Annotated in this window: 15 protein-coding genes; 6 read left to right on the top strand and 9 right to left on the bottom strand. The window is 25.2% G+C overall.

Going from position 1 to position 17226, the window contains the following annotated elements; translation table 11 throughout:
• Positions 1 to 374 precede the first annotated feature (374 nt).
• The 6 genes from Q0087_RS08250 to Q0087_RS08225 all read left to right on the top strand — a co-directional run bounded on the left by Q0087_RS08250 (position 375) and on the right by Q0087_RS08225 (position 7743).
• The gene (locus tag Q0087_RS08250) at positions 375 to 2321 is read left to right on the top strand and encodes a right-handed parallel beta-helix repeat-containing protein (protein ID WP_297899365.1); all 1947 of its coding nucleotides are present in this window, start codon (positions 375 to 377) and stop codon (positions 2319 to 2321) included.
• Positions 2322 to 2977: 656 nt separating this feature from the next.
• Positions 2978 to 4705 carry a nitrous oxide reductase family maturation protein NosD gene (locus tag Q0087_RS08245; RefSeq protein ID WP_297899363.1) on the top strand — a complete coding sequence of 576 codons (1728 nt, stop codon included), beginning with the start codon at positions 2978 to 2980 and terminating at the stop codon, positions 4703 to 4705.
• Between the two features lie 9 nt (positions 4706 to 4714).
• The gene (locus Q0087_RS08240) at positions 4715 to 5455 is read left to right on the top strand and encodes a DUF2162 family putative transporter (RefSeq protein WP_297899362.1); all 741 of its coding nucleotides are present in this window, start codon (positions 4715 to 4717) and stop codon (positions 5453 to 5455) included.
• Positions 5456 to 5692: 237 nt separating this feature from the next.
• Positions 5693 to 6346: a MotA/TolQ/ExbB proton channel family protein gene (locus tag Q0087_RS08235; protein ID WP_297899360.1), complete on the top strand. Its 654-nt coding sequence runs from the start codon at positions 5693 to 5695 to the stop codon at positions 6344 to 6346.
• Between the two features lie 138 nt (positions 6347 to 6484).
• Positions 6485 to 6832, top strand: coding sequence for a DUF2149 domain-containing protein (locus Q0087_RS08230; RefSeq protein ID WP_297899358.1), 348 nt, complete (start codon positions 6485 to 6487; stop codon positions 6830 to 6832).
• 68 nt (positions 6833 to 6900) lie between these two features.
• Complete coding sequence (locus Q0087_RS08225) at positions 6901 to 7743, top strand: class I SAM-dependent methyltransferase (RefSeq protein WP_342765317.1); 843 nt, start codon at positions 6901 to 6903, stop codon at positions 7741 to 7743.
• 257 nt (positions 7744 to 8000) lie between these two features.
• Here the strand turns inward: Q0087_RS08225 and Q0087_RS08220 are convergent, their stop codons facing one another.
• The 9 genes from Q0087_RS08220 to Q0087_RS08180 form a co-directional block, all read right to left on the bottom strand.
• Complete coding sequence (locus Q0087_RS08220; RefSeq protein ID WP_297899356.1) at positions 8001 to 8333, bottom strand: hypothetical protein; 333 nt, start codon at positions 8331 to 8333, stop codon at positions 8001 to 8003.
• A 348-nt stretch (positions 8334 to 8681) separates the two neighbouring features.
• Positions 8682 to 9719, bottom strand: a complete 1038-nt coding sequence (idsA, locus tag Q0087_RS08215) for a short chain isoprenyl diphosphate synthase IdsA (protein WP_297899355.1) — start codon at positions 9717 to 9719, stop codon at positions 8682 to 8684.
• 144 nt (positions 9720 to 9863) lie between these two features.
• Positions 9864 to 11216 (bottom strand): RNase J family beta-CASP ribonuclease, encoded by a 1353-nt coding sequence (locus tag Q0087_RS08210; RefSeq protein WP_297899353.1) that lies wholly within the window; start codon positions 11214 to 11216, stop codon positions 9864 to 9866.
• Between the two features lies 1 nt (position 11217).
• Positions 11218 to 12294 (bottom strand): type 2 isopentenyl-diphosphate Delta-isomerase, encoded by a 1077-nt coding sequence (gene fni, locus Q0087_RS08205; RefSeq protein WP_297899351.1) that lies wholly within the window; start codon positions 12292 to 12294, stop codon positions 11218 to 11220.
• Positions 12295 to 12631: 337 nt separating this feature from the next.
• Complete coding sequence (locus tag Q0087_RS08200) at positions 12632 to 13474, bottom strand: isopentenyl phosphate kinase (protein WP_297899349.1); 843 nt, start codon at positions 13472 to 13474, stop codon at positions 12632 to 12634.
• A gap of 193 nt (positions 13475 to 13667) precedes the next feature.
• The gene (gene mvk, locus Q0087_RS08195; RefSeq protein ID WP_297899347.1) at positions 13668 to 14630 is read right to left on the bottom strand and encodes a mevalonate kinase; all 963 of its coding nucleotides are present in this window, start codon (positions 14628 to 14630) and stop codon (positions 13668 to 13670) included.
• A 429-nt stretch (positions 14631 to 15059) separates the two neighbouring features.
• Positions 15060 to 15959: an AmmeMemoRadiSam system protein B gene (amrB, locus tag Q0087_RS08190; protein ID WP_297899345.1), complete on the bottom strand. Its 900-nt coding sequence runs from the start codon at positions 15957 to 15959 to the stop codon at positions 15060 to 15062.
• A 333-nt stretch (positions 15960 to 16292) separates the two neighbouring features.
• Complete coding sequence (gene rpsB, locus Q0087_RS08185) at positions 16293 to 16889, bottom strand: 30S ribosomal protein S2 (RefSeq protein ID WP_297899343.1); 597 nt, start codon at positions 16887 to 16889, stop codon at positions 16293 to 16295.
• A gap of 103 nt (positions 16890 to 16992) precedes the next feature.
• A complete protein-coding gene (locus Q0087_RS08180) occupies positions 16993 to 17184 on the bottom strand; it encodes a 4Fe-4S binding protein (RefSeq protein ID WP_297899341.1) in 192 nt (63 codons plus the stop codon).
• Positions 17185 to 17226 lie beyond the last annotated feature (42 nt).

Genomic DNA, 17226 nt, shown 5'->3' with positions numbered 1-17226 from the left:
AATTGATCTATTTTTAATATGTTTATTTTTAATATTATTGTTAAATCAAACAATAGTAATATTTTAGTTAATAATAATAATACTAATATTTATAAAAATAAATAACTATTGTTAATAAAATTATAGAATAAGACTCAATAATACTAAAAATGTAATAAAATAGATTAAAACTAATAAAAATTTAAAATATCGATTTATTATTAATAAAATATTGAAATAAGATTTATTATAAATTAAAAATGCTAATAAAAACATTTAATATTATTAATATTATTTTTATATTGATTGTCTTATTTTTATAAATATTAGATAATTCTCAAAAATTAATTAAAAGATAAAATTTAGTGATTTGAATATAAAGTTTAAAATTAGAGGTGTTTAAAATAAATCCAAAAAGAATTCTCATCTTAGGAGCTATTTTTTCAATATTATTAGTTTCATCTCCTTTAGGATTCAGTGCCAACTATGCATCTAATACATGGGTAGTTGATTTTGAAGATCAAGGAATGCCTTATAATATGGACCATATACAGGGAATAATAGACAATGCTTCAAGTGGAGATACCATACTATTTAAAGGTAGTGCATATACACACTTAGCAAATATCATTATAAATAAAACATTGAATATAGTGAGTGATGTTGGAACAACACTTAGTACTTGTCCAGCTCATCCAGAAGACCCAATATTCAGGATATTAAGTGGTGGAAACGGATCAATAATAGAAGGATTCAACATTAATGCACGAGAAACTGGAATTATTATTGAAAATGCAAGTAATATAAAAATTGACAATAATAATATTACAGCTCCTGACATTGCAATTAAAGTATTAGATAGTTTGAATATAACCTTTATCAATAATACCATAAAAAATTCAGGAACTGGAATATTTGCAAATAACACAAATAATACTTTAATAAAAAATAATACAATAACAAATAACAATAATGGAATAGTATCAACTGGAAATACAAACAGTACTGAAGTATCATATAATAATATTTCTAATAATGGAGAATTTGGTGCATATTTCAATAATAATGGTGGATTACAAGATAATATAAAATTATTATATAATTACATAAACAATCAAGGCCAATCAGGAATTTATATCAATAGTAGTTATAATGCTTTTAGTGTTATAAGTAATATGATAACATATAACGGTAAAAACGGAATATATATGGATAGTGGTACCAATACTTCTGGTCAACCAACAATTGAGTATAATTATTTATTATATAATACCGGTTTCAATGAGTTCCAAATTCAAAGAGTACAAACTGATGATGAACACAGGGCAATTTTAGTTATTGGATATAACTTTTATGGTGCAAATGACAGAAGTATGGTAAGATTATGTTCTAAAACAACTACCGGGATGATAATAACTGAACTATCTGAAATATCAAAAGGAATGTTCCAATTAACTTTCAAAACAAATGACACTGATAAAACAGTGCCAGAAATGATTTCTAACTATGCAAAAATTTATTTAAATAATAATAGTCAATACCAAAATATATTGATTACTAATGGAACAGGAATAGCTGATTTCAGAGAATATAACTATAGTTCTAGTGGAAATGAAGTTTATACATATTACCTAAGTAAGAATGCTTTGACAATAAATAATAGTGACATACCTGAAAAACTAATCAGTATAGGATCAAAGATATCTACAACAAGTATCAAAACTGGACAAACAACAAAATACACAATAACTGTAACAAATATTGGAGAAAAAATAATAAAAAGTATCAATGTTAAAGATATGATACCTAACTTCAATATAAAAAGTTTTAGTAGCAATATTGGTTCATTTAATAAAAATACAAAAATTTGGACAATTAACACATTAAATGCAGGAGATAAAGCTACACTAAATATAGATATAACTCCTAATCAAGTAGGAACTTATAAAAATACAGCATCACTAACTGGTGATGGATTCAATAAGAAATCAAGTTTAACTACTTTAAAAGTAAATCAAGCAGTAGATATTAAAAATGTGAACAAAGTCAGTGCATCAAAAGTTAGGAAAAATAAATACTTCCTTGCATACACAACTATTAAAAACTATGGAACTTCTTCTAAAAATATACAAGTTAGAATGAGTCCATCCAAAGGACTAAAAACATACAATGTAAACTATAAAACCAAATACAATAAAAAAGCAAATAAATGGGTAATAAAGTTACCTTCTAAAAAATCAATAACCCTTAAAATGAAAATTAAAGGAACAACAAAAGGAACTAAAAAAGTTTCATTCAATGTTAATGGTAAAAAAGAAAACAAAAATATTAAAGTGGTTTAAATAATTTTCTTTGATTAATTATAGTTAAATAAGTTATAAATAATTTATATTATTTAACTTATTTATTTTATTAATCAAAATATTTTTATTAAGATATTTTATTAAGGAATTTTTATCATATTAATTTTAACATATCTAGTTTATTATCAATAGCTTTATTAAATTATTTTTAATATTATTATTTTAATATACATAAATATATTAATTAATTTATTATACTAATTATATTATATTTTTAACTTTTTTATCTAACTTTGATAACTATTTATAATATTTTTAAATTTCTTATTTAACTTTAAATAGGATAATAAAAAATAAAAATTCTCATAAAAATACTAATTTTTAAATACAATGTGAAATAATATATATAACGTTGATGATTTTATATTGTTATAAATATAAAAAAAATTTTATTATTTAAATTTTATTTTGATTTAATATTGGTGATATATTAAATTTAAAATGATTTAAATAGAATTTTAACAATATAAAATCAATTTAAAAAAATATTAATGATTTCTATTAAATATTTAACATGAGTTAGAATAATTCTCAAAATTATAAGAGTTCCAATATATTAAGAAGTTTATAGGATGTGCTAAAGCAATCCTATTGATAAAATTTTCATTTCACAAATAAAAAAAAAAGAGGAAAATATGAAAAACAAAAATAATGTATTTATTATTTTATTATTTATTGTTTTAATAGCTGTAATGAGCATAAATACAGTTTCAGCTAAAACAATTAATATAAATGATGCTTCTTCATATAATGAAACTGGTTTATCATTAAGCGATCAAATACAAAAAATTATTGATAAAGCAAGTGTGGGAGATACTATAAACTTTTTAGGAAGTTTTTATGAAGATTTAACATTAACAATAAATAAGAAAATAAACATTATAAGTAACTCTGGAACAATTATAAGTAATTCAGATAATTCTAACATACTAAAGACAATATTTTTTATAAATGGAAGTTCTGCATCAGGAACAACAATATCTGGTTTTAATTTGGATAATGACAATGGAAATGGAATAACAGTTAATAATACTAGAAATATTAAAATATCAAAAAATAATATAAGTGCTAAAAATTCAGGTGTTTCTGTTGAAAAAAGTTCTAATGTGACTATAAACAATAACAATATTACTAAATCTGATGAAGGAATAAGCATAACAGATAGTAATAAGTTAGATATTGAAAATAACAAATTAGATAATAATAATGAAGGACTATCTTTAGAGAATACTAATGATGCAGATATTGAAAACAATGTTATCACAAATAATGATAATGGAATTAGTTTAAAAAATACCAATAAAACAGATATAACAAATAATAAAGTATATAATAATAAACAATCCGGAATATATTCTTATAAAACCAAATATACTCAGATTAAATATAATAATATAAAAAATAACGAAAAATATGGAATATTAACTGAAGATATTCTAACAAATCTTGTTTTAACACATAATAATATTTCTGGCAATTATTATGGTGTAAGACTAAATTCTATTGATAACTCTTATCTTACAATGAAAACTAATTCTATTAATCAAAATGTAGAAGGAATTAGTTTTGGCCCAGATTATATCGATAGTAAAACAAAAGATATCTCCTCAAATGATATCTCCTCAAATTCTGGAAAAGATGTTGAACTTAGAGATTCAAACTATTATGAAACATTAGAAATTGGACCAAACTGGTATGGGGCTAATGTTGACTATTTAGCTAATATATGTCCTAAATTGAGGTCTGGATTAATACAATTTAATCTTAAAAGTGCAGGAAATGGAATTTACATGGGAATTTTCTCATATAACGGCCAAACTATGAGTGATTTACCTCCAATAAATGTTATTTTCATGACTGGTGGACAGAAAATAGAAATTACTACGGTTAATGGAGTAGCTATGGTTAATTTTGGTAAAGACTTTGATAAAAATCAGGCAGGATCAATTTTAAATGCAATAGCAGGAGTTCAAAGATTCCAAACAGAAATCACCTATACAGAAAATAACAATAATAATGGAAAAACTCCCACTAATGGAGGAAATAATGGCCTAGGTAATGGAGGAAACGGTGAATCAGGTGACGGAGGAAATGGTCTTGGAGATAATGGAGATGGTAGTGGATCCCCAGGAGGACTGAATCCTTCTTCTAACAAATTAAGTGAAGGAACTTCATCATCTTCAGGAGTTAGTTCTGCAGCTAAATCTTCAATACAGCAAGCCAAAGTAATAGACATCAATGATGATGAGAGTCTTTTTAAAATAGAAGATAGCCAAGTTTTAGGAATATTAATTATTATACTTCTTTTAGGTTCAATTATTGTAGGATATATATTAAAAAGGGACAAAAAAATCTCATTTTAAGGTGGAAATATGATAGATTTACAAACTTTATCTTTTATAGTAGTTATTGTGCTATCTTCAATAGCAATTTCTATTTCTTTTAGAAATAATTCTATAAATAAAAATAATTCAATATTAATAGCAGTTTATTTAAATTTATTGATTTTAGTTTCAGTTTTTATTTCAAATTTTTTTAGTAAATTCATAATTCCTACCATAAACAATAATATAAGCTTTATAATGACCATTATTGGAATGATATTGATTTATACTGGTTATAGGTTCATTTTAGATTTTAAAACAAAATCAGAAAATAAAAAAATAGAAAATAAAAAATATTCAAAGATATTATACAAATTAAAAGAAGACCTTTCATTAATATTATTAATTATTTGCAGTTATTTAGCTATTTTAGTAAATATAATATATGTAGCCCCTTCATTATGGCTATCCATATTTGAATTAGGGCTAATCTCAGTGGGAATTACATTTATTTTGATGATAATGGCTTATTATATATTATACAAAAAAATAACTACTCCTAAAAGATTATTTAATGGAATTTTTGGGTTTTATTTAATACTTTCAGGAATATTATATTTCACATTATATATGTTTGTTCCAAATTTACAGAAAATATTAACCGAAAAAATGACCCCATTATCCTATCCAGAACTTAGTATGATGTTATATATATTAATAATAGTTACTTTATCCATATTTTTAGGTTTTATTATTAAAAAATCTAAAAAATTTAAAAATCTAATTTAAATGTATAATATCCAAATTTAAAAATTTAAGAAAATAATCACCAAATAATAAAAAAATTAAGAAAATAAAGATAAAAGTTTCAAAATTGTAAAAAATAAAAATACTAGATAAAAAATTAAAAACCTTATAAAAACTTAAAATACTAGATAAAAAATTAAAAACCTTATAAAATACTTAAAATACTAGATAAAAACTTAAAATACTATATAAAAAATTAAATAAAAGAGAAAAGATACTATGGACATTGTAGGAAGTGGAATTTTAACTAGCATTTTACATGCGATATCCCAAAGTTTACTAATACCCGTTATAATCATATTATTATTATTTGTAATATTTGCATTAATAAGTGTTGGAGGCCTTATAGCCGAATATACTTCTAGAAAAAAGTTTAAATTAGAAGAAAGTGAAGGTTTGATAAGATCAATCAACAATTTAAATAATCTGCAAGAAATTAAAGAAAAAATTCAAAAATCTGAAATTAGTGAAGAATACAAAACAGCAATGATTAAAGTTATAAATAATGAAGATTTTGGAACTGAAACTAAAAGAGCTTTTGCAGATAAAATTATTGAAGAAGAAGAATTAAGAATGGAAAAAGCAGTTGAAAAAACAGACATGGTTGTAAGACTTGGACCAACATTTGGACTTATGGGAACTTTAATCCCTATGGGGCCGGGGCTTGCAGCTCTTGGAGCAGGTAACATAGACTTATTAGCTCAAGCAATAATAATAGCATTTGATACTACAGTAACAGGATTAGCTGCATCAGCTGTTGCTTATGTTGTTTCAAAACTTAGAAAACGTTGGTATGAAGAAGATTTATCAAATTTTGAAGTTTTAATAAATTCAACATTAGAGATAATAGAAAAAAATAGATTTATAAAATAAAGTTTGATTTTTATAAAATATTAAATCTTTTAACCAACCCAGTAAAATATTTATTTAAACCAAAATCAAAGTTATGAAAATTTTAATTAAATTATATTGATTTAATATTAGAATAAAAATATTATATAGGTCAATAAAATGTCTAAAAAAAGAAGATTTTTAGGAAATAATAGTGGTGATGATGATCCTTTAGCAGGAATGGCAAATTTAACTGATGCTATGCTTGTATTAGCCGTAGGTTTTTTGATATTTGCTATTATGTCAATGAATATGCAAAGCGTAATATTCAATGATTCTACACCAGCAGAAAAAAAAGAGATGGCAAATGCCATAAAACAAGCTGTATCAGTAGAAGAAGGAGATGATTATAACGGAACAGTTGATGTTGCTTCTGGAGAAAGTCAAGGCATGGAAAATATGGGAACGGTATATAAAGATCCAACTACGGGGAAATTAATTATGATTCCTCCTACTAATTCAACATAACAATAATTATAACAACTAATATATACAATTGAGTATAATATTATTATGAAAACTATTGATAAAGAGCAATAGAAGGTGTTATAATCAAAGACAAAAACTGTATAAAAAGACCTGAAGATATAGATTGGGAATTTTTTTGGCAAGAAAAGCTAAATCAAAAAAGAAGAAAACCCAAAAATTGGGATAATGAAGCAGATGAGTTTTCTAAAAGATCAAAACAAGATGAATATCAAGAAAATTTATTTTCAAAAATGAGGATTTCAAAGGAAGACACAATTATTGATTTAGGTTGTGGTGAAGGATCAATTACAATACCTTTAGCTAAAAAAACTAAATATGTGACTGCTGTTGATTCATCCACAAGAATGCTTGAAATATTAAATGAAAAATGTGAAAAAGAAAATATTAATAATGTTAAAACAATTAAAAAAGAACTAGAAGAAGCATCACTAGAAGAAGTTGGTGAACATGATATAGTTCTTTTATCAAGATCAATAAATGGAATATTCCCAATAAAAGATACATTAAAAAATATAAATAAAATATCAAAAAAATACGTTTATATGACCCTATTTGGGCCAGAAAACTGGAAATTTGAAAATGACTTTTATGAAAGTATTGGTAAAAAAACAAATGATTTTGCACCATATAGCTACATTTTTAATATTCTTATAGATATGGGCATTTATCCAAATATAGAGAATCTTGAAATTAATTCAAATAGAAAATATAAAACAATTCAAGATGCAATGGAAAATGGTAAATGGCAATTAAATACATTAACAGAAGAAGAGAAAAAAGAGTTATATAACTATTTAGATAAAAAATTAAAAAAGAATAGTGAGGGAATGTTAGAAAATCCTGATGATAAGGCAGATTGGGTTTTAATATGGTGGAAAAAAAGTAATTAAATATTTTTATTAAATCCATTTTTATTAAATCTATTTTTATTAGACCTATTTTTATTAAAGTTATTTTTAAATTTTATAAATAAAATACAAAAAATTTGGGCAATAATTTTTAAATTTAATGCCCAATTTTTAAAATATGATAAAGTAGTTATACATATTTATTATTTGTAATTATATTAACTATATTTGTAGTATATTAAAAAAAATAAAAAAATAAACTAAGATATTAAAATAAAAATATAACACAAAATTATTCTTTAAGGATTAATATTAAAAGGGTTTATTTCTATAGAGGCATCCCCATTAAAAACGTCACATTCAGTATCTCCTTTTAAATTTAGAAGTTGAATTAAATTTTCAACAGCAGATTCACAAGAATTATTTAATTTTTTATTTTCTAATTCATTTTTAAAACCTAATGAAACTCTTTGAATTTGAATTCCTATTAGAACATCAATTAAATCCCCAGTTGATAAATCACTAACTACTAAATCATTAATTGTTTCAATTTGAGAGTTAAAAATACCATTGTCCTTATCATCTATATTGACTTTTAATAGTTTTTCAATTATTTCTAATTCATCAGTCAAATTAACACCTAATTTTTTTTTAAATAATATTAAATATTTTTGAGATTATTTTATTTTTATATTATATTTTTATGTTTTATTTTTAGATTCTATATTTTATATTATATTTTATATTCAATTTTTATATTCAATATTTTACATTCTAGTTTTATATCTATTTTTATATCCTAGTTTTATATTCTAGTTTTATATCCTAGTTTTATATCTATTTTTCATCTTTAATTTTTATATTTTATCTTTTAATTTTTATTAATATATTCTTATTAATAATTATTTATTTAATTAAAATATTTAATTAAATATAAAATAAATTAAATAATTCAAAAGTTTTTTATAAAAATAATTTTATTAATTTTGCCTATTAAGAACAAAATCTGCAACTAAAGAAAGTGTATGTTTAGCTTCAGATTCAGGCAATATTTCAAGTAATTGCTTTGCTTTTTTAACATTTAGAAGTGCAACCTCTTTAGCATATTGAATTGAACCATATTTTTCAAAAATAGCAATTGCCTCATCTATATCTTTCTGATCACAATTTCCACTTTCATTGCCTATTTTTAAAATCTCTAAAAGTCTTTCTTTATCAGCATCATTAGCATTTGCAAGTGCATTGACAACAATGATAGTCATTTTACCTTCAGCTATGTCACTACCAACAGGTTTGCCTAATGAATCTTCATCACTAACCAAATCTAGATAATCATCTTGAATTTGGAAAGCTAAACCTACAAGTTTTCCATAATCATACATTGATGAAACAATTTTATCATCGGCACCACCCATAATAGCTCCTGATTCTGTTGCAGCTGCAATTAATGCCCCAGTTTTTTTAAATATCATTTCCATATATTCTTCTTCACTTACATCAAAGTTTCCTTCAAAACCCATATCCTGAGCCTGACCTTCACATATTTTAACACAAGCATCAGCAACAGTAGATAAAGTCCTATTTACCCTATTTAAACATTCTTCGGGATTTGATGAATCAATTTCATTTTTTGAATTAATAACAAGTTCATAAGCTTTTGAAAATAGTGTATCTCCAGCTAATATAGCTACTGGTTCACCCCAAACTTTATGAACAGAAGGTTTTCCACGCCTCATATCATCTTTATCCATAATATCATCATGAATTAATGAAAATGTGTGAATTAACTCTATAGCTGCTGCTGCTTTTATACAGCTTGAGAATGTTCCACCTACAGCTTCACATACCAAAACTGTTAAAGCAGGCCTTAACATTTTTCCACCAGCTTTTGTAAGATAAATTGAAGCTTCACGAAGATCATTTGGACCTATACTTGAAAGTGTATCCCCAATTTCTTTATGAATATCTTTAGAATATTGTCCGAGTATTTTACCTACTTCATCATTAACATTTGACATGAATATCCCTCCTAAACATTAAAAAGTTGTAAATTTTAATTTTAAATACTAATAATTATGAGAATTAACAAAGCTTAAAGTTTAAAAAAAATTAAACTCCTACCTAAAAAACTAAAATTAAGTTTATTTATTAATCTAAGAAATCTAAGAAAATCCTTCATTAAATACTTGAGCTTGACCATTTCTTAAAATATGTACATTGCTACCTATTCTATATCCTTCTTCTTCAGCTAATTCCCCATATGCAGCTAACATTTCTAATTCTCCATGAGCAGGAATAATATGTTTTGGTTTTAACATTCTAAGGAAGTCTCTATGATCCTCCCTTCCAGCATGTCCAGATACATGAGCATTAGAATATATTCTAGCACCACTTGAGATTAATCTTCTTTCCATCATATGCCTATTAGCTTTATTTGTAGGATTAGGGATAATTGGAGCAGATATTATAACATTATCTCCAGGCCTTACAGTGAAAGGAGTTCTCCCACTTGCTATTCTAGGTAATAGGGCATCAGGTTCGCCTTGATGTCCAGTTGTAACAAGTAAATAATCTTCCCTATTATCTTCAGCTTTATTAAGTGCCTTGGTAACTGCTTTTGGGCTTCCATATACACTAGAATTATCCGGCAAATCTAATATTCCAAAATTCTCAGCTATACCACAATATCGTTCCATAGACCTTCCTAAAAATAGAATATGCCTATTACTAGTTTTTGCAATATCTGCTATAGCTTGAACTCTTTCAACATGAGATGAAAAAGTTGTTACAATCATTCCTGCTTTCTCTTTCAAAGGTTGTTTCATTAAATCTTCTAAGATAATTTTAGCAACTCTTTCAGAGTAAGTTTTAACCTCATGAAATTCATTAGCCCTAGTAGTTTCAACAATAAGAGATAAAACACCCTTTTTACCTAATTCTCTTAGCCTATTATAATCAGGAGGAGGAGATATCTTTTGATGATTATCGAATTTAAAATCATTTGCATAAACAATAACTCCCTCTCGAGTATGAAGAACTGGCAAAACTGCCTGTGGGATACTATGAGTTGATTGAACAAATTCTAATGTAATATCTTTTGATAATTGTAATTTACCTCCAGGATTTAAATTCCTTAAAGGATTTGAAACAGAAAATTTCCTTTCACCTTTAATTGTCCTTTCAATTAAAGCAATTGTATAAGGAGTAGCTACAATTGGAGCATCATAACGATGAGCTAATTTTGCTACTGCCCCTATATGATCAAGATGGCCATGAGAAAAGACTATTGCCTTGACTTTACCATCAACATCTTTCATCAAAGTATCATCAGGGATGACACCCCTTTCAATTAAATCTAAACTATGCATCCTATCTATATCAGTATCTTCATGAATACTTATCCTATCAAGATGAATACCCATATCAAAGATTATTACTTCCTCACCTACCTTTACAGCAGTCATATTTTTTCCAACTTCTTCATATCCACCTATTGCAATAATTTCTACAGTCAAGTTATTTCCTCCTTGAATAATTTTTTGTGTTGAATTCCCTTTCTTCTAGCCAATTTTTAGTATCTCCTTTAATAATTAAATTAGAATTTTTAAGTTCTTCTAAGTTTTTTGCACCAACTAAAAACATGGCTATTTTCAAAGAATCATTAAATGTATTAATAAATTTTATAATTTCATCATGTCCAACAAAAGCTTCTTTTAATATAGGTAATGCTATTCCAACAGAATCAGCACCAAGTGCAATAGCTTTAGCTGCATCTAAACCTGAACGAATTCCTCCAGAAGATATTATAGGAATATTCAATGAATTTGAAAGTTCCGCAGTACTAACTGCAGTTGGAATTCCCCAATCCCAAAATAACTCACCAATATACTTATCTTCAGCACGGAAAGTTTCTACAGCAGCCCAGCTAGTTCCACCAGCACCTGCAACATCTATAAAATCCACACCCATATCTTCAAGAATTTTACCTTCTTCTGAAGCAATTCCAGTACCAGTTTCTTTTGCCATTATAGGAATATCAACAGAATTTACAATATTTTCAATTGAATTAATATATCCATTAGCATCAATATCACCTTCGGGTTGTATTGACTCTTGAAGTACATTTAAATGTATGGCTAATATATCAGCATCAATCATATTTATAGCATTATTAGCAAATTCTTCAGATTTTTTTGAATCACCAATTATTTGTGGAGCCCCTATATTCCCAATTAAAAGAGTATTTGGAGCATTTTCTCTAGCTACTCCATAAGTATTTGATAATTCCGGATTTTCAATACCTGCTCTTTGACTGCCTAAACCAAGGCCAATTTTTTTATTTTCAGCAGCCATGGCTAATTCTTTATTAATTTTTAAAGCTGCAGGATGACCTCCAGTAATAGCAGTTATAATAAGGGGAGATTCTAATTTTTTTCCAAAAATATTAGTTGATATATCAATTTCATCTTTATTTATTTCAGGTAGAGCATTATGAATAAGCTCAATATCCTCAAACCCTGTCTTTTTATTTTTATATTGAACATCATAGTGTTTACATAATAATAGATGTTCTAATTTTCTATCTGAAATCATTTTGTTTTTCCTTAATTTATTAAAGTTTCTTAATATAAAATTTTATCATATAAATTATATTTTTTATTAATGTTTACTTATATTTCACTTAAAAAGATTTTCTTATTATTAAGATTTTCTTATTATTTATATTAATATTATATATAATACTATTTTGAGAACTATAAAAATATATAGAATTATAAAAAATTTTATATTATTATAAAACTTTATATGATTATAAAATTGTGATATTTTAACATACAATATATAAAATATTATTTAAAAGACTATTTAAAAGACTATTTAAAAGATTATTCTATATGAATATAATTTTATTATATATTAAAACAAATAATCATTTAATTACTGTTCCTTTGATATCTTTATTATTTAGTGCATCAATAATAGCACCCGGTTCATTTGCATTTATAATTTTAGATTCAATCCCAATATTTGCTAGTTCTAAAAGTTCTTTTATTTTACCAACCATTCCACCAGTAACATCAATATTAGTTGTTGTATCTAATTCTTCAATATCTTCTAAAGAGTTTAGAATAGGAATATGTTTTGCATCTTTATATTTTTTAGGGTTTCTTGTATAAACTCCATTAACATCTGTACCTAGAATAACTTCTTTTTTATTTGATTTTGAAGATAGATTCAAGTTTATTGCCATATATTGTAAAATTTGGTCGCCAGACAGAACAGCTACTTTTAATTCATCATCAAGCACCACATCTCCATATATCACAGGAATAAAACCCTCATCCAAATATCTCTCAATTAGATTTAAATTAAAATTATTTATCCTCTTATTTTTTGTAGTAATAAATGAAGAAGCCTGTATGGATACACAAGGTAGTCCATGGCTAACCAACACATCACATATAATAGTATTTAATTTTTTTACACATATTTGAGTTTTTGAAAATCCTAATCTCTTTTTAGGATATTGATCACTATTAAATTCTTTTCCTATTTCATATTTTTTAGCAGGAGGATGGCCATAAGAGCCTGCACCATGGATAATTACTAAACTTTGGTTACTAGAATTATTATTTTTAAAATTGTCCATTCCATTATTAATAAGAGATTCTTTAATTTCAAGAGCTATCCTATTTAAATTAGTATAATTAACTTCTGGTTCTTTTGAATCTTTATTAGTTAATATACTCCCACCAAGTTTCAAAATTATCATCTAAACGCCTACTAAATTATTATATTTATTAAATTAATATCTATATTAAATTATCATATTTAATGAATCATAGTATCTATGAATTATCCCCTCTGGATTATTATATATAATGATTTATTATAATAATAAGTTTAAGATATATGAAAAATGCACCAATAGTTTAAATAATCAAAGATTAAACTAAAGTATCAAATTACCTAATTTCTTTAACAATGACTCCTTTATTTGAAAAATTGACTTTTATAGCATTATCATGATAACTAAGAGATTTAAATACACGATCCTGATTTCTAGGGCAACAAGCAATGATACTTCCTCCACCACCAGCTCCAGTAATTTTTGAACCACTAGCTCCTGCTTTTCTAGCAAGATAAACCATACGAGAAAGTTCGTTAGTATTTACACCAATAGAATCAAGAAGTCCCTGATTAATATTCATTAATTCTCCTAATTTAAATTCTTGTCTTTTTATAATTGCCATTTTAGCTTCATCAGTTATTTTTCCCATTGTTTTAATAATTGGAGTTATAATTAAAGGATTCCTATTTTTTAAAGATTTAACTGATTTAACCATTCTTCCAGTATTTCCCCTTTTAGAGGTATATCCAATTACAAAAGATGATTTAAGATTTGTATCAAATTTAGATATTTTTTTATCTTTAGAAAGATAAATTAAACCCCCAAATGTACTTACCCTAGTATCAAGAGGGCTAGCCATCCCCTGAACACTACTTTCAATTTCATGAGCCTTTTTAGCTATAAAAATTTTATTGAATTTTTTTCCATGATATTTAAAAAGTGCTGCAAGAGTGGCAACAGTTACAGCAGCAGAAGATCCAAGTCCAGACCCAATAGGAATATCTAATGAAAGATCTAATTCAATAGGACTATGATCATGATGCCTATGCAATATTTCCAAAATATATTTTATTATACCAGGTTTTCCCTTTTTTAACTTATATCTTTTAGCTACAGTATCTAATTCAGCTTCAAATCCCAAATCATTAGACTTGAAAATAGAAACATTACCTGAAGCTTCACTTAATTTTATAGTTGCTCTTTTATTAACTGCACCTGCAATAGCAGGTTCGCCATAAACAACAGCATGTTCCCCAAATAATATTGTTTTACCTGGAGCAGAAGCAACAATTTCCATTTTTACACATCTAGAAACGATAAATTTAATGATATGAATTTAATAAGATAAATTTGACAATGATTACAAATGATATAAATTTAATAAGATAAATTTGACAATAATCACAAATGATAACAATTAGAATATTAATTTTTATACTAAATATTAGTAAACTGCAAATTAATAGAAAGATGTTTAGGAATAATAAATTATACTTAATTATCAATAGGAATTAATAATACAGACCCCAAAAATCCTTTCTAAATTTATATATTCTGCAATATTTTAATAATTTTTGAAAGAATATATTCAATAATATTATTAAAATCATTTATAAAATCATTATTATCAATTGATAAATCTAATCAATTAATAAATCTAAAATTTGTTTATTACATATCATTATTTAGACAATTAAATTATAACTAAGTCAAATTTAATTATAAATCAATCGAAAATAGCTGAACAATATCCTACTACAGAATTGAAATCTCCTGAAATGTCGCCACTAGTCGCATACTTTAAAATTTTCCCATTTTTTGCACCTAAAAATCTTGATGCTTTAATAGTTGCAATTGTAGGGCCATAACCACACATACTAATTCCAAAATTTTTAACAACATTTAAAAGAGAATCTTCATCCATATTAGATATTGCATCCAATATTAATTTATCCTTTTTTTCAGCAAAATTTTTAGATTCATAATGTGTTAAATCAGTACTAGCAATAATTAAAACAGACCTTCGCAATTTTTTAGCTGTTTTGGCAATAGAATTAGCTATATCAGATCCACTTTCCATATCTTGCATCCACATAACCATGGGAACAATTTTAAAATCATTAGAAAAATATTGTAAAAATGGAAGGTGAATTTCACAACTATGTTCCTTAATATGTGCAGAAGTATCAAAATTAATTAAATCTGAGTTTGAAACCATTTCTTTAGTAAATTCCTCATCAATCTCAACATTTCCTAATGGTGTATTCCATATACCCTCTTTAAATATTGAGATGCCAGTACCTAAACCTGTATGATTAGGACATAATATTATGAATGTTTCAGGAAAACCATTTTCAACTATCTCATAATAAGCATGAGCAGCTATAGGGCCAGAATAAGAATACCCTGCATGAGGAACAACAGCCCCATATATTTTTTGATTTTTAGTTGATTCTTCAATATTTTTTGTTGAATCATTATTTAAAAATTCAATGGACTGACCTAATCCTAATTCAGGGATTTTTCCAGGGCCTAATTCATGATTAAAACACCATTCAATCTTATTTTTCAGGTCATCTGGATTTTTTTCATAAAATAATCCGGCTACAGCTGGTTTTCTTATCATGATATAAAATATGTTTTTTAGATTTAATAAATTTATTTAATAATACTTTATCCAATCAGAAAAATGATTGTAAAATTAATATTTTAAAAAATTTATACATTTAAAATATTTATATTTTTAAAATATTTGCATATTCAAAATATTTATATTTTTAAAATATTTGCATATTCAAAATATTTATATTTTTAAAATATTTTTATATTTAAAAAATTTAACAAATTATTTACAAATAAATCTCCAAACAAATGAAATTAAGAAATTAAATTATAATTTGTTAATATATAAAATACTAAAAATATGAATTTATAAATCTTAAATTTATCACTTTTTAAATTAGAATTTTAATTCAAAGTCTGAAGCATCTTGACTAAGAGTTTCATCTTCACCAATAATTCCTTTTTCTCTTAATATTTGTCTAGCTAATAACCAATATACCAAAGCAATAGCTTTTCTTCCTTTGTTGTTTACTGGAATAGCTAAATCAACAGTACTTAATAGATTCTCAGTATCACATAAAGCAACAATAGGAACACCATTTTGTTTGGATTCAATTATAGCTTGAGAATCAGATCTTGGATCAGTCACAACAATTACTTTTGGCTCTATAAACTTAGAATAATTAGGATTAGTTAAAGTTCCAGGAATAAATCTTCCAGGAATTGATTTACAACCAATTAACTCTCCGAATTTCTTAACAGGAGCTTGACCATATTGTCTTGTAGCTACTACAAGTATATCTTCAGGATCATACTTAGCTAAAAATTTAGCTGCTGCCATTATTCTATCATTGGTTTTACTAATATCCAATACATATAAACCATCAGACCTTATACGAAATATATATTTTTCCATGTCACTTGTTTTTTGTTGAGTTCCTATATGTAATCCTGCTGCTAAATATTCTTCTAATGGTATTAATAGTTCTGACAATATATCACCTTTTTATTAATTTATAATATTCATAATATAATTTTAAACATTTATTGTTATAATAATGCTTTATCAAAGATTGTTAATAATGTTTAATATAAATTTAATCATCTTCAACATTAACACATTCTTGAGGACAAACATCCATGCAAACTTCACATAAACTACAATCCTCTGGATTTTTTATAACTATTTTATCTCCTTCAAGTACTAAAACTTCCATAGGACAAACGTCTGCACATTCTCCACAATCTCCACCATCACATTTATCATAATCAACAGTTACTTTTGCCATAATATCTCCTCTAAACTCTCTATAAGTTGTAAATTTTATCAA

This window comes from uncultured Methanobrevibacter sp., from assembly GCF_937881195.1.
Classification (GTDB): Archaea; Methanobacteriota; Methanobacteria; order Methanobacteriales; family Methanobacteriaceae; genus Methanobinarius.
The sequence above is the reverse complement of the archived record's forward strand: the minus strand, read 5'-3'. Positions and strand labels throughout refer to the sequence as shown.

Bases quoted from the DNA above. Each gene is read 5' to 3' on its own strand.
- idsA (WP_297899355.1), bottom strand. From the start codon at position 9,719: ATGTCAAATGTTAATGATGAAGTAGGTAAAATACTCGGACAATATTCT.
- fni (WP_297899351.1), bottom strand. From the start codon at position 12,294: ATGATTTCAGATAGAAAATTAGAACATCTATTATTATGTAAACACTAT.
- Q0087_RS08180 (WP_297899341.1), bottom strand. From the start codon at position 17,184: ATGGCAAAAGTAACTGTTGATTATGATAAATGTGATGGTGGAGATTGT.
- Q0087_RS08230 (WP_297899358.1), top strand. From the start codon at position 6,485: ATGTCTAAAAAAAGAAGATTTTTAGGAAATAATAGTGGTGATGATGAT.
- Q0087_RS08200 (WP_297899349.1), bottom strand. From the start codon at position 13,474: ATGATAATTTTGAAACTTGGTGGGAGTATATTAACTAATAAAGATTCA.
- Q0087_RS08245 (WP_297899363.1), top strand. From the start codon at position 2,978: ATGAAAAACAAAAATAATGTATTTATTATTTTATTATTTATTGTTTTA.
- Q0087_RS08240 (WP_297899362.1), top strand. From the start codon at position 4,715: ATGATAGATTTACAAACTTTATCTTTTATAGTAGTTATTGTGCTATCT.
- Q0087_RS08235 (WP_297899360.1), top strand. From the start codon at position 5,693: ATGGACATTGTAGGAAGTGGAATTTTAACTAGCATTTTACATGCGATA.
- mvk (WP_297899347.1), bottom strand. From the start codon at position 14,630: ATGGAAATTGTTGCTTCTGCTCCAGGTAAAACAATATTATTTGGGGAA.
- amrB (WP_297899345.1), bottom strand. From the start codon at position 15,959: ATGATAAGAAAACCAGCTGTAGCCGGATTATTTTATGAAAAAAATCCA.